This is a genomic window from Vibrio scophthalmi LMG 19158, from assembly GCF_000222585.1.
Taxonomy (GTDB): domain Bacteria; phylum Pseudomonadota; class Gammaproteobacteria; order Enterobacterales; family Vibrionaceae; genus Vibrio; species Vibrio scophthalmi.
This window is the reverse complement of the sequence record NZ_AFWE01000220.1, coordinates 80,235-94,304: the sequence shown is the minus strand read 5'-3', so window position 1 is coordinate 94,304 and position 14,070 is coordinate 80,235. Positions and strand designations below refer to the sequence as shown.

At 43.9% G+C, this 14,070-nt stretch carries 11 protein-coding genes and 1 tRNA gene; 5 read left to right on the top strand and 7 right to left on the bottom strand.

Features of this window, described 5'->3' with window-relative positions; translation table 11 throughout:
• Positions 1-34: 34 nt before the first annotated feature.
• From RH88_RS20610 to uvrY, 4 genes are all read right to left on the bottom strand, one after another.
• Positions 35-108 (bottom strand) — tRNA-Cys (locus tag RH88_RS20610).
• 240 nt (positions 109-348) lie between these two features.
• A complete protein-coding gene (gene pgsA / locus RH88_RS20605; protein WP_005599675.1) occupies positions 349-906 on the bottom strand; it encodes a CDP-diacylglycerol--glycerol-3-phosphate 3-phosphatidyltransferase in 558 nt (185 codons plus the stop codon).
• 75 nt (positions 907-981) lie between these two features.
• Positions 982-2,814: an excinuclease ABC subunit UvrC gene (gene uvrC / locus RH88_RS20600; protein ID WP_040758050.1), complete on the bottom strand. Its 1,833-nt coding sequence runs from the start codon at positions 2,812-2,814 to the stop codon at positions 982-984.
• A complete protein-coding gene (gene uvrY / locus RH88_RS20595) occupies positions 2,814-3,458 on the bottom strand; it encodes a UvrY/SirA/GacA family response regulator transcription factor (RefSeq protein ID WP_005599671.1) in 645 nt (214 codons plus the stop codon). Before uvrY ends, uvrC begins: the two co-directional genes overlap by 1 nt.
• A 365-nt stretch (positions 3,459-3,823) precedes the next feature.
• On the opposite strand from uvrY, the gene RH88_RS20590 reads away from it, so the two are divergent.
• From RH88_RS20590 to RH88_RS20580, 3 genes are all read left to right on the top strand, one after another.
• Positions 3,824-4,309, top strand: a complete 486-nt coding sequence (locus RH88_RS20590; RefSeq protein ID WP_005599670.1) for a DUF3015 domain-containing protein — start codon at positions 3,824-3,826, stop codon at positions 4,307-4,309.
• A gap of 165 nt (positions 4,310-4,474) precedes the next feature.
• Positions 4,475-6,328 (top strand): Lnb N-terminal periplasmic domain-containing protein, encoded by a 1,854-nt coding sequence (locus tag RH88_RS20585; protein WP_005599668.1) that lies wholly within the window; start codon positions 4,475-4,477, stop codon positions 6,326-6,328.
• A gap of 188 nt (positions 6,329-6,516) precedes the next feature.
• The gene (locus RH88_RS20580; RefSeq protein WP_005599667.1) at positions 6,517-8,880 is read left to right on the top strand and encodes a DNA polymerase II; all 2,364 of its coding nucleotides are present in this window, start codon (positions 6,517-6,519) and stop codon (positions 8,878-8,880) included.
• Here RH88_RS20580 and RH88_RS20575 read toward each other — a convergent pair.
• On the bottom strand, positions 8,866-10,914 hold the full coding sequence (locus tag RH88_RS20575; protein ID WP_005599665.1) for an EAL domain-containing protein: 2,049 nt from the start codon (positions 10,912-10,914) through the stop codon (positions 8,866-8,868). The two genes, RH88_RS20580 and RH88_RS20575, sit on opposite strands and share 15 nt — an antisense overlap.
• Positions 10,915-11,135: 221 nt before the next feature.
• On the bottom strand, positions 11,136-11,903 hold the full coding sequence (locus tag RH88_RS20570; protein WP_005599663.1) for a nucleotidyltransferase domain-containing protein: 768 nt from the start codon (positions 11,901-11,903) through the stop codon (positions 11,136-11,138).
• A 178-nt stretch (positions 11,904-12,081) separates the two neighbouring features.
• Here RH88_RS20570 and yeiP point away from each other — a divergent pair, with 178 nt between their 5' ends.
• Entirely contained in the window at positions 12,082-12,648 is a 567-nt protein-coding gene (gene yeiP / locus RH88_RS20565) for an elongation factor P-like protein YeiP (RefSeq protein WP_005599660.1), read from the top strand.
• 2 nt (positions 12,649-12,650) lie between these two features.
• A complete protein-coding gene (locus RH88_RS20560; protein WP_005599658.1) occupies positions 12,651-12,971 on the top strand; it encodes an HI1450 family dsDNA-mimic protein in 321 nt (106 codons plus the stop codon).
• Between the two features lie 137 nt (positions 12,972-13,108).
• Here the strand turns inward: RH88_RS20560 and ihfA are convergent, their stop codons facing one another.
• Positions 13,109-13,405, bottom strand: coding sequence for an integration host factor subunit alpha (gene ihfA / locus RH88_RS20555; protein ID WP_005599656.1), 297 nt, complete (start codon positions 13,403-13,405; stop codon positions 13,109-13,111).
• Positions 13,406-14,070 lie beyond the last annotated feature (665 nt).

The following is a 14,070-nucleotide window of genomic DNA, read 5'->3' as shown; positions in this document are numbered from 1 at the left end:
TTCTCATATCTTAGCATTAAAATCTAAGAGAGAATGGAGGCGCCTCCCGGAGTCGAACCGAGGTCCACGGATTTGCAATCCGCTGCATAGCCACTCTGCCAAGGCGCCTTCGTGTTCCTTCGAGCTTTGCATTACTGCGTTCCTCTTGGGTACGGGATGCATTCTACGGATTCGCACAGATGAGTCAACACTATTTTTTGTTTTTTGAATCGTTTGGCTAAATTACCGCCAAACAAGCGTGAATTGGCTATTTTTCTATCAGTTTCAAGCGCTAATCTAATGACTTTACTACTAAAAATGCTTTTTGAGATTAAAAAAAAGCGAACCTAAGTTCGCTTTTCAAATTGATCATTGATGCTCTTCAGCGAGCAAGTCGTCTTTAGCAGCCATCAGATACTGGGCCATCGACCAGTAGGTGAGGAATGTCGCGATATACAATGCGCCGTAACCCAGCCAAATCATCCAGTCATCATAACGCCAAATCAAGACCCATAGAGCAAACATCTGTGCAACCGTCTTAAATTTACCAACCCAAGAAACCGCGACACTCGCTCGTTTGCCAATTTCAGCCATCCACTCGCGTAGCGCTGAAATAATAATTTCGCGACCAATCATGGTTACTGCAGGGATGGTAATCCAAATATTATGATAGTGTTCTGTAATCAATATCAGGGCGGTCGCGACTAATACTTTATCAGCCACTGGGTCAATAAATGCACCAAAACGCGAGGTTTGGCCCAACTTGCGCGCCAACATACCATCTAACCAATCGGTAAAACCAGCCACCCAGAAAACCATAGCGGCCGCAAATGGCGCCCAGCTATAAGGAAGATAAAACACTACGACAAAAACTGGAATTAAGAACAGTCGTAATAGAGAAAGAATGTTAGGAATGTTGAAACGCATATTTATTGGCTCTTATCGTTTGCGTATAGCGCTGTTTACTGCCTAAAAACAGGCTCATATGGTGCTGGATTTTTGTTATTGTTTCAATGCTTGATAAATGTTTTCTGCTAAAGAATGACTTATGCCTGGTACTTTGGCTATTTCTTCAGCACTGGCTCGTTTCAACTCCTGTAATCCACCCATATATTTGAGTAAAGCTTGACGACGTTTAGGACCAATTCCTTCTATGCCTTCTAAGGCACTGGTACGTCTGGTTTTTCCACGCTTGGCGCGATGACCAGCAATGGCGTGATTATGACTTTCGTCACGAATATGTTGCATTAAGTGTAGCGCGGGGGCATCGCTCGGAAGATGAGACTCTTCACCATCGGTGGTGATTAACGTTTCTAAGCCCGGCTTACGGGTCACTCCTTTTGCGATACCAATCAACCTTGGCCGCTTCGGCCAATCTTGCCAGTGTTGACTGATGATTTCATAAGCACGATTTAACTGCCCTTTGCCACCATCGATAAACACCACATCTGGAATCTTCTCAATATCAAGTTGCTTTGAATAGCGACGTTCTAACGCCTGCCCCATCGCAGCATAATCATCGCCGCCCGTTATCCCGGTGATATTGTAACGACGATATTCCTGCTTCACAGGGCCTTCTTGATTAAACACCACACAAGAAGCGATCGTGCTCTCCCCCATGGTGTGTGAAATATCAAAACACTCCATACGCTGGATAGACTCAAGCCCAAGCAGATCCCTCAGTTCTTTAAAACGCTGAGAGATTGTCATCTTATGGTTTATCTTACTGGTCAATGCGGTCAACGCATTGGTGTTGGACAATTTCAAATAGCGGGCTCGTATCCCTGTAGGATTGGCATGAAATTGCACTTTCCGCCCTGCGATAGTTGATAATGCCTCTTGGAGTGGCGCGACATCCTCAAGTAACCCTTGATTCAAAATGATACGAGTCGGAACAGTCCGAGCTTCATTATGGCTAAGGTAATACTGGCTAAGGAAACTGTAAAAAACTTCTTGCTGGCTGGTATTGTTGGGGATCTTAGGAAAATGACTACGGCTACCCAACACCTTACCTTGGCGAATCATCAAAATATGAATACAGGCGATGCCACTCTCTTGGGCAAAACCGAGCACATCCATGTCATCCATCGAATCATCGGAGACAAATTGTTGCTCTTGTACGCGACGAATGGCTTGAATTTGGTCGCGAAATTTAGCCGCCTGTTCAAATTTAAGCGCTTGACTCGCTTGCTCCATTTTCCCGATTAAAGTTTCCAGAACTTGCTTGTCTTTACCCTGCAAAAACAACCGTACATAGTCCACTAACTCAGCATAATCGTCATCAGAGATAATGGTGCTTACACAAGGACCGGCACAACGGCCAATTTGGTACATCAAGCAAGGGCGGGTTCGATTGCTATAAACCGTATCTTCACACTGACGTACTGGGAATATTTTCTGAATCAAGTGCAAGGTTTCTCGCACCGCCCCGGAATCGGGATAAGGGCCGAAATACTCACCTTTTTTCTTCTTTGCTCCACGGTGCATCGATAAGCGCGGATGCTTGTGAGCGCTAATGAAAATATATGGGTAGGATTTGTCATCACGCAGTAACACATTGTACTTAGGCAAATACTGCTTGATGTAATTGTGTTCAAGGATCAGCGCTTCTGTCTCAGTATGGGTTACTGTGACATCGATTTTAAAGATATGACTGACCAGCGCGCGCGTTTTCTCACTATCAATCGTTTTACGAAAGTAGCTCGACAGGCGTTTTTTGAGATCTTTGGCTTTGCCGACATAAATAACCACCAACTCGGCGTTATACATTCGATAAACACCGGGTTGGTTAGTCACTGTCTTAAGGAAAGAGACCGAGTCGAAAGATGAACTCACTACAATGTCTCGGTGTCTAGCATTCCATGGCGAATAGCAAGGTGGGTCAATTCGACATCACCGCTAATATTCAATTTGGCAAACAGTCGATAGCGGTAACTATTGACGGTTTTTGGGCTTAGGCTTAACTGCTCTGAAATGTCAGTCACTTTTTGCCCTTTGGTAATCATCATCATGATTTGTAATTCGCGCTCAGACAAATCGGCAAATGGGTTTTCCGATGCTGGAGAAAATTGGCTTAACGCCATCTGTTGAGCGATTTCTGGTGAAATATAGCGTTGACCGCTATTCACCACTCGAATTGCATTGACCATTTCATCAGGACCAGCACCTTTGGTTAAATAACCAGCAGCACCAGCTTGCATCACTTTCGTTGGAAACGGATTTTCCGTATGAACAGTCAAAACGATAATTTTTACATCTGGATTAAAACGCAGGATCTTTTTGGTTGCTTCTAAGCCACCAATACCCGGCATATTCATATCCATCAATACGACATCAGAATGGTTATTACGACACCATTTTACTGCATCTTCACCGCTTTCAGCTTCCCCTGCTACGTTCATTCCACGGACGTCTTCAATAATACGTCGTATCCCTGTGCGAACCAGCTCGTGATCATCTACAAGGAAAACACTAATCACACTTGTATCTCCACACTATGTTAATTGGCTCTGCACCCACCGAGGACAGTGGATAACAACTTAGTTGCCTATTTTAACTTAAAAAATGAAATTTATACTACTCCGATGAATATGTGCTGAAATGTAAAGTTTAGCAAGTACTAATTTTTAGTTATGACGCCGTAGTAGCAAATATCCTGTTTATCAATGGATTAGCGTCAAGTGTTGAGATAGCTAGCATTTTGAGTTTTTGGTCGCTTTTATTTTGTAACAATCATTGAAAATGAAACCAATTTCATTTAATTTGCTCCGGTTGATAATTTGTATTATCAATTCCAAAAACTAACGAGTGACGTTGGTAAAGCGATAACGATTAAGGATATTTTATGAAAAAGCTACTAGCAGTGGCGGCTCTAGCTGCAACACTACCTCTTTCTAATGTTGCAATGGCTGATGCAGACATCGGTTGTGGTCTAGGTACTATGGTTTTTGACGGCAAGTCAGGCAAAGTATTTAAAATTCTAGGTGCGACGACTAACGGTACATCTGGTAACCAAACTTTCGGTATCACTTTTGGTACTCTAGGTTGTGACGGTAACGGCACTATTTCTTCTTCTGAGAAGCTAGCTCTTTTCATCGACGGTAACATGGACAACCTTGCTCGTGATATCGCTAAAGGTGAAGGCGAAACTCTAGCAACACTTTCTGAAGTATGGGGCGTTCAAGCTTCTGACAAAGCAGCTTTCAACGAGCTAGCTCAAGAGAACTTCGCAGAAGTATTCAAATCTGAAAACGTAACTTCTCAAGAAGTATTTGCTAACCTAAACACGCTAGTTGCAGCTGACGCAACTCTAGCGGGTTACGCAATCTAATTTCGAACTCAGTTCGTGATTAAAGTGCCCTCTTTAGGGCACTTTTTTATATCAGCCTCTTCATCACGAGGCTCTGGTCATATTTTATATGACCGTGTCTATCGTTAAGTACTTTTGCCTCGAGAGTATTTAGCCATCTACACAATGACCTTTCTACGGATTTGAATGAACTATTCTGTATTATCTAAAGCACTACTCACGGGATGTGGATTATGTGCATCCTCACTGGCGTTTTCAGCCAATAGCCTTAACGTCGAACAGCTTGCCCAAGATCCGTATTGGTTAAAACTAGGCCATTATTTACCAGCGACACTTTCTAGCCATAAAAGTACGGTGGATAACGACGAATTTTACCTCGCCCAAGATGGCTATCGCTCACCGCAAAGTGAGTTACAAGCCACCATCGACGCGCTTTATAATGCAGATACTTCGATAGCCGAGCAAACTCGCTGTCAGTACCCTGCGCGCTATACTTGGCTGCAAAACCAAAAAGGCGAACAAGCGGATCTCAACTGTCCTGAGTTAGAAACATGGCGTGAGGTACTCGACCCAGAAGGGTTAACCTTGGTTTTCCCGACCGCCTTTATGAACAACCCCTCTTCGATGTTTGGCCACACCCTATTAAGAATTGATGCCAAAGACCAAACTCGTCATAAGGAGCTGGTTGCGTTTGCGATTAACTTTGCGGCCGAACCAGAAACTGACGACAACGCAGCTTTATATGCCCTTAAAGGGCTGATTGGCAGCTATCCCGGTCGATTTACTGTCATGCCTTATTATCGCAAGGTTCGCGAGTACAACGACATCGAATCACGCGATATTTGGGAATATCGTCTGAAATTAAATGAAGCAGAAGTAGAGCGAGTGCTGCTTCACCTTTGGGAAATGCAACGGGCAGAATTTGATTACTATTTCGCTGATGAAAACTGTTCCTACCAATTACTCGCATTACTTGAGTTAGCACGAGATGATCTCTCGTTAGTCGAACAATTTCCGATGCACGCGATTCCATCCGATACCGTAGAAGCGTTGAATCAAGCGGGACTGCTTGAGCAACCCAACTATCGCGAATCATTTGGTACACGATTATTGCATCAAGCGAATGAAATTGATCCTGAACTCTTTGATGCTGCGGTTGCAGCCAAGCAAGGGGATTTTCCTTCTGCCGATGAATACAGTGACACCGAACGTGCGGCGATTTTAGAGTTCTCTTACGAGTGGCTTAACTTTGAGCTATACGACTTGGGCTTAGAACGCGACCCAACCGCAAAGCGTTTAACCGAACTGCTTTATCAACGCAGCCGAATTAAAGTCGATTCTCCGTTTTCGCAAGCGCCTACACCGGAAATTTCACCAGAAAAAGGCCATGCCTCTGCTCGTAGCGGATTAAGTTACCAATATAGTGACCACTATGGTCAACAAGCCACGTTAGAGTGGCGTGTTGCTTACCACGATTTATTGGATTCACAGCAAGGCTTTATTCCAGGAGCGAAAATCAGCTTCTTGGATACACAAGTCAGTGTCGATGAACAAGGCACTTCGCGCTTCGATCGTTTCTATCTTATCGATGCAATGGCTCTGGCGCCAAGCAATCGCATCTTTGATAGTTTGGCATGGAATGCGCGTATCGGTTATGACCGAATGCCAAACGACGGCAAGCTAGAAGGTCGATGGTTCGGCCAAGGTGGTTACGGTAAAGCATGGGGCGATGCAAAAACGCTGCATTTTTACAGTTTACTGTCTGCTGAGATAAGTGGAGGTCAACTAACCGATTATGAGGCCACCTTCGGCGCCGGCATCGAAGCGGGTTTGATTTACCAACTCGCAGACCAACACCGGATTGGTCTAGAAGGCCAATACCTTGCTCTGATAGATAGCGATGCCGATCAAAATGCCAAAGCAACCGCCAGTTGGCATTGGCAACTTAGTCGCAATACCGCATTGCGCAGCCAAGTGAGCTATTTCAATTGGGGAGAAGAAGAGTTAAGTGGCAAACTCACTGCCTATCTGTACTTCTAACCGAACCTGAGCCACCGACAAAGAGGGATACGTATTCGTATCCCTCTCCTTTTCTACTTCATTTTCATTCAACAATTCCAGCCACCAGCCGCTTTAACTTTGCGTCAGCTCGTCGACTCGTAATACAATCCCTAATCACTCCGCGACTATGCATCTATAATTCGCTCGCCATTGATAGGAATACATCGTTGACGATTCAACAAGGTTTTTTACTTACGCGCCAAGCTCGCGACCTCAATAACAGCACGCAAATTGAGCTCTGGCTGGCGACAGACCAAGGCCCCTATCAGCTGTTGGTTGATGGTGAGCGTCCAGTATTTTTCCTTGAACTGCAACAGCAAGCTGGTGCGATGCAAATTGCTGCGGAGCTCAATATTGCTTGTGAAATTAAACCATTACCACTGAAACATTTTAATCAAGCAGCATTATGCGCTTGTTACTGCGATACCATCAAGGCTGCTCGTCAACTCGCTGAGAGCCTAAAACAACATGACATCACGGTTTATGAGGATGATATTCGTCTTGCTGACCGATTCTTGATGGAGCGTTTTATTCAAGGTGCGATTGAGTTCACTGGCTCTCAATCACAGCGTAAAGACTACACAAAAGTCACGCAGGCTAAATGCCGCAAAGCCTCTTACCAGCCTAATTTGAACGTCGTCTCATTGGATATCGAATGCTCTGAAAAAGGGGTGTTGTATTCGATCGGCTTAGCCAGTCCGATGGATAGCCGCGTGATCATGGTTGGAGAGTCGCAAGAATGTGATACGCCAATGCAGTGGGTCAGTAATGAAAAAGCGCTGCTCGAAGCTTTAATCGCGTGGTTCGCGGAATTTGACCCTGACGTGATTATTGGTTGGAACGTGATTGATTTTGACTTTCGATTGCTGCACAAACGGGCGGAATGGCACAATGTAAAACTCGCACTTGGACGGGCTAATCAAGCTAGCTTTTTTAGAAGCTCAAATACCACCCAGCAAGGTTTTATTTCTATTCCAGGTCGCGTCGTAATGGATGGCATTGATACACTCAAAACCGCCACTTATCACTTTCGTCGCTGGTCGTTGGAGTCTGTCTCTCAAGAGCTATTGGGCGAAGGAAAGCAGATTCACAACGTACACGATCGTATGGCTGAAATTAACCATATGTATCGTTATGATAAGCCCTCTCTGGCCCGTTACAACCTACAAGATTGCGTTCTCGTTAATAAGATATTTGAGCAGACACATTTACTCGAGTTTGCTATCGAACGTAGCAAACTGACTGGAGTGGAATTGGATCGAATTGGCGGCTCCGTTGCCGCCTTTACCAACCTCTATTTACCACAACTTCACCGCGCCGGTTATGTGGCGCCCAACTTGCAGCCGGAAAACTGGCTCGCGAGTCCCGGCGGTTACGTGATGGACTCGCTTCCTAATCTATACGATTCGGTCCTCGTGTTGGACTTTAAAAGCCTCTACCCCTCGATTATTCGTTCCTTTTTGATCGATCCATTAGGGCTGATAGAAGGACTCAAACTTGAATTAGGTAACAACGCTAACCAAGCTGTGGCCGGCTTTCGCGGCGGTCAGTTCCATCGTAACGCACATTTTTTACCTAAGATGATCGAAAATTTGTGGGCGGCGCGCGATGAAGCCAAACGCAATAATGAAAAAGCTTTCTCGCAGGCAATCAAAATCATCATGAACTCTTTTTACGGTGTATTGGGTTCATCGGGTTGCCGTTTCTTTGATACTCGCCTTGCCTCAAGCATTACGATGCGTGGGCATGAAATCATGATACAGACCAAAAAACTGATTGAAGATCAGGGTTATCAGGTGATCTATGGCGACACTGATTCAACCTTTGTCTCTCTCAATAGCCAAGTTTCACAAGCACAAGCCGATCTGATTGGGCAATCGTTAGTCGAGCATATCAACCAATGGTGGACGCAGCATCTCAAGCAAGAATACAACCTCAACTCTATTCTTGAGATTGAGTATGAAACTCACTATAAAAAATTCTTGATGCCGACCATTCGTGGCCAAGAGACTGGGTCGAAGAAGCGTTATGCCGGATTAATTGGCGAAGGTGAACAAGAAAAGATCATTTTTAAAGGTCTCGAAAGTGCGAGAACCGATTGGACGCCGCTATCGCAATCTTTCCAACAACAACTCTATCAGATGATTTTCCACGGTGAAGACCCATCCGATTATGTGCGCCAGTTTGTCGAGGATACCTTAGCGGGACGTTACGATGAGCGCTTAGTTTACCAAAAAAGATTACGTCGCAAATTAAGCGATTATCAGAAAAACGTGCCGCCACAAGTAAGAGCCGCACGTATGGCCGATAATATCAATGAAAAGCTAGGCCGCGCATTACAATACCAAAATCGTGGCCAAATCGAATATCTGATGACCATCAATGGCCCAGAGCCAAAAGATTATCTTAGCAGTGCGATTGACTATCAGCACTATATCGACAAACAGTTAAAACCGGTCGCAGAAGCCATTTTGCCGTTTATCGGCCTCGACTTCAAAACCCTCAGTGAGCCGCAGTTAGGACTCTTCTAGCTCGTTGAGTACGCGATTACGATCCGCTACATAGTGGCGTAATCCCGTTAAAGGAATCGACTTACTGTAAAACCAACCTTGAATCGATAGATGGTTGCGTAATGGGATGCGTTCAAGTTGGCTTTCAGTCTCCACCCCTTCAACCACCACCGCTAAATCAAGGTCTTGAGCAACACTAATCAAGCCATTAAAGACCTTCTGCCCTTTAATGTTTTCAATCGTTTGCACGAAGCTACGGTCAATCTTTATTGCATCAATATCGAACATAGTGAGATAGCTCAGTGATGAGAAACCGGAACCAAAGTCATCAATATAAACTTTCGCCCCAACACTGTGTAGGGCGTGCAGTGAAGCGGAAACAAGATCCTTATCTAACAGTAGAGATTGCTCAGTGATCTCAACATGAACATATTCTCCTACTCTGCTGATATAGGAGGTTAACTGCGTCATGAGCTCAGTATCAATAATCGTTTCTGGCGTTAAGTTAACACTGGTCGGAACCGCCCACCCTTCAGCAATCGCAATCTTCAAGTCATGCACAACCTGAATCACCGCCCACCGGTCAATGTCTTTCATCAACCCCGCTTGTTCGAAAGCAGGCAGAAATGCGCCCGGATATTCAATATTGCCTCGTTTATCCATTGCGCGAATCAGAGCTTCACTGCCAATAACTTGCCCCGTGACTCGACAAATCTGAGGTTGGTACTCCATGCAAAATTCTTTTTCCGTAAACGTGTGCAGTTTACGCTCCAGATCTTGCTGACGTTTATGAGCATTGACCAACTGAGTAACACGATCATCACTAAGGGTATGTGCTTCTTCAGCTCTTCTCGAATAAGTGGTATCAAGCGAGGAGAACTGGATGGTTTTTTCACCCATCGTTTTGTTTAGCATTAAAACAAAAGGCGCATAAATCAAACCTGATACACCAATGTTGAATAACTGCAAGAAGCTGGCGTTGATATCGCCTTGTGTCACTATCCAAGCATTAAAAAAGACAGGACTGCTAAAAGGCATTCCCGTCACCGGAGCGCTCACTAATCCAAAACTGACTGCAAAATAAGCCACGATAGTATTGGCGACTGGCGCAAGCAAAAAAGGTAAAAACAATCTCGGATTAAAGATGATGGGTAAGCCAAACAACAGTACTTCATTGATGTTCAATAACCCCAATGGCAAACTCGCTAAGGCAATCAGTCGGTAAGCGCGATTGGTGCTCAATAGCAGTAGCGCACACGTCAGACCTAAAGTGGCACCTGCGCCGCCAACAAACGTAAACACCGCAAGGAACGAATGGTTAACGAAATGGTCAGTGACACCATAAGTCAGCATGTCATTTTGCGCGACATCAACCGCGCCTTGTAATACATCAACCCATGGCAATAAACCGTAGTATCCGTGTACACCAAGAAACCACAGGAACGAGTTCACCATGGCAAAAATCGCACCAAATTCTAATGGTGAATCACTGTATTGGATATCAAAAATAGATAAAACGCTACTCGCTTCGATGATAAAAATTATTGCAGCATTAATCGCCAACACACAAATACCCGCCAATACACAAGGCAAGATTAAGTTGAGTGATTCTTTTACAATCCGGCCAAGATGGTTGTTACGAACAAACTTCATCCAGCGCAGTTTATAGAGGTAGGAAATCAAAGGAACGGCATAGAGCGGCGTGATCATCGAAATGATCAATTCGAAGACAACCGTACTGCCAGTATAGCTAAATAATTGATTAAAAAGAGACAAATAAACAATCAGCACCAGCGCAATTGGAGGTCTTGGCAGACGCCAACGCATGGCCAAGATATACGCTAAAGCGGCAGTAAGTAGAATGGGGAAAAGGTCGTTAACGAAATAGTAGAGTTGAAACAGGGTGACGACCCATTGCTCATCTTTACCGAACAAAAATTCGCCAAGAGAAGCAACAAATAAGATCAATGAAATGATCATTAAACAAGGCAGTATCCACAGCAAGCCTTCGCGAACCGCCTGCAACTGCTCCGCAATGATCTTTTTCACTCTCATCAAACTCTGTGTAACGACAATTGACAATCTAATAGCCCCAATTTAACGTTTTATTATCTTCAATATAATAAAACAAACAATTACTTAGGGCTGTGAAGTCAATCACCTAACACGGTGCAGATAAAATCACCTAGTTGATATATACATCAGTTGTGTAAATATTTGTGACGCATTTCAATAGGTGCAAAGACCCTTAGAGACAGCAAAAATACTTCGGTGACCTAGCCGATTCTAAATTCCGTTTTCTTATATTGCTTCACCAACCACTCGCCATAAGAATCCAATATTCCAAGCACAGAACGTTTGGCCACCACTCGGTTTGACAGCAAGATCACCAAGCGTTCAATTTCAACTTGGAAGCTTGGGTAGTAGCGCAGAAAATGCTTACCACAGGCCACAGGATCATCATGCCAACCCTTCGCGCGTGGGATCACCAGCGAATAACTCGCTCTGAGCAGTTTTTTAGCGATAATTTGCTGTGCTTTAAGTTGCTCAGCATCCTCTTTTGCACGCACGATTCGATTGCGATAAACCGACAACCAATCCTCCACATCCATATTCCAGTGCTTAGCGATCTCCCAGCTTGGTTCATAATCGCCAAAGCACTCAGACAGATCTTCACCATGCACACAAACCGCGCAATGGCGTAATAAAAAACCCCATGAGAAAATGCTATCTAATGAGGCGATATCACTAACTAATGCGGTTTTGAAGGCAACTTCGGTTATATGTGGGTGTGACTTTTGAAAATGCCAACGCACTGTATTGAACACCGTACTGCGTTTATCAGCAAAACTCTGCTGAGTAACGACAATAACGTCCAGATTGGAACGCTGTGGCACGGCGGTTTTACGCGCGACACTGCCAAAAACATAAACACTGTGCAGGTTATCACCCAAGCCCGAGCGTAAGAAACGCACCAAATCTTGGATCGCTTGACTATACTCAGCTTGAAACGGCAAGGCTGGATTAATTGTGGCTAAAATCATCAAAGAATCGTGGAATATGACAGATTATGGGACATGTTCTCTTAGTGTCGCTTTTCGATCAAGATAATCACGCTGAGAATCGCTGAAAACTAGCAATATCAGTGCGAGTTCAAATAGCATCTTCCAATTAGTTGGGTATATAATGCCGCCCTTACAACTCATATGAAGGAAATTGTTCATGCCTAAGGCGAGTGAGCTAAAGAAAGGTTTTGCGATTGAATCAAACGGCAAAATCCTACTGATTAAAGACATCGAAGTGACGACTCCTGGCGGTCGTGGCGGCGCAAAAATTTACAAACTGCGTTGTGTTGACCTAAACACTGGTGCACGTGCTGACGAGCGTTATAAGTCTGACGACGTGGTAGAAACTGTTGACATGTTCAAACGTCAAGTTGCTTTCTCGTATGTTGACGGTAATGAGTATATTTTCATGGATAATGAAGATTACACTCAATTTACTTTTAAGAAAGAAGAGATCGAAGAAGAGCTTCTTTTCATTACTGAAGAAATTAAAGGTCTTCAGGTTGTTCTGGTTAACGGCACAGCTGTTGCGCTAGAACTTCCAGCAACTGTTGAGCTTGTTATCGAAGAAACCGATCCTTCAATCAAGGGCGCTTCAGCGGCTTCTCGTACCAAGCCAGCTCGTTTTGCAACAGGCCTAACAGTGCAAGTACCAGAGTACATCGCAAATGGTGATCGCTTGATCATCAATACTGCTGAACGCAAGTACATGAGCCGCGCATAATTATGGCTGAACTCATTTCTTACGACGATGCAATCGACACCGCTTACGATATCTTTCTTGAGATGGCGCCTGATAATCTGGAAGCTGTTGATGTGATTCTATTCACTGCTCAGTTTGAAGATCGTGGCGCAGCAGAATTGGTTGAGACCGGTGATGATTGGGCTCAACATGTCGGCTTTGATGTTGATAAAGAAATCTATGCGGAAGTACGTATCGGTTTGGTCAACGAAGAAAATGATGTGTTAGACGATGTTTTTGCTCGCCTATTGGTAAGCAGAGATCCTGAGCATAAGTTCTGCCATATTCTATGGAAGCGTGACTGATTAACCTCTTGTTATACAGTGACATCCATATAAACAAAAACACCCAAGCTTAAGCTTGGGTGTTTTTTTATTATTGCTTATCAGAGAGCTCCTCTCTTTCCACAATAATAAAACGACTTCAATCCATCGATAACGTGTTAACTGTCGCCCTTGATAGTCTCGACACGAGCTTTCAATTTTTGACCAGGGCGGAAAGTGACAACACGGCGCGCGCTAATCGGAATATCTTCACCCGTTTTAGGGTTACGTCCAGGACGTTCATTCTTTTCGCGTAGGTCAAAGTTACCAAATCCTGAAAGTTTCACTTGCTCGCCATTTTCGAGTGCTTTGCGAACCTCTTCAAAAAATGCCTCAACCGTTTCCTTGGCATCTCGTTTACTGTATCCAAGCTTTTCAAACAGGTTCTCTGCCAAATCGGCTTTAGTGAGCGCCATAGAATTTTCCTCAAAAGCTGTGTTAAACATCACTGTCGCTAGACAGCGCCAAAGCATTTCGCCTCGTCAATCAATAACATAGAGACATTACTTGGAAAGTGTATGCCAAGCTTCTGATTTTCGCCAACATTTTTATAGCAAGTTAACACTTTTATCATAATTATCAGCGAGATAAACGTATCAAACATGGCATTAATATGATATTAAAAATTTAAATACCCAAAAACCTCAGAGTTAAATCCCGCAGAAATGCAAATTATGAGAATTAACAACTAATTGAGTCAATTTGATTTTTTTTATACAATACGACTAAACTCATAAAAATCAGTTGCTTATATCAGGCACTACAACAAAAAAACCTTACATTGGTTGTTCTAATACAATCAACAATACAAATTAACCTAATTCTAACAGATGAAACAGCTGATAAACTCAACATAAAAGCAACTTGATGCACATTAATTCACGAGCTTTCAGAATATTTGTGACCAATCGCTCGTGTGAACAAGCGACCATCTATTTACAATATGCGAGCATCTGTGGGTTAATGACATAGAAACGACAACTTAAATACTAATGTTGGCTTAGATGAACAGTGATGTACCCGTCACTATATGGATAGGAAGCAGTTTGCTCCAATTTACTTTGTGGCTAAGAACCTTATG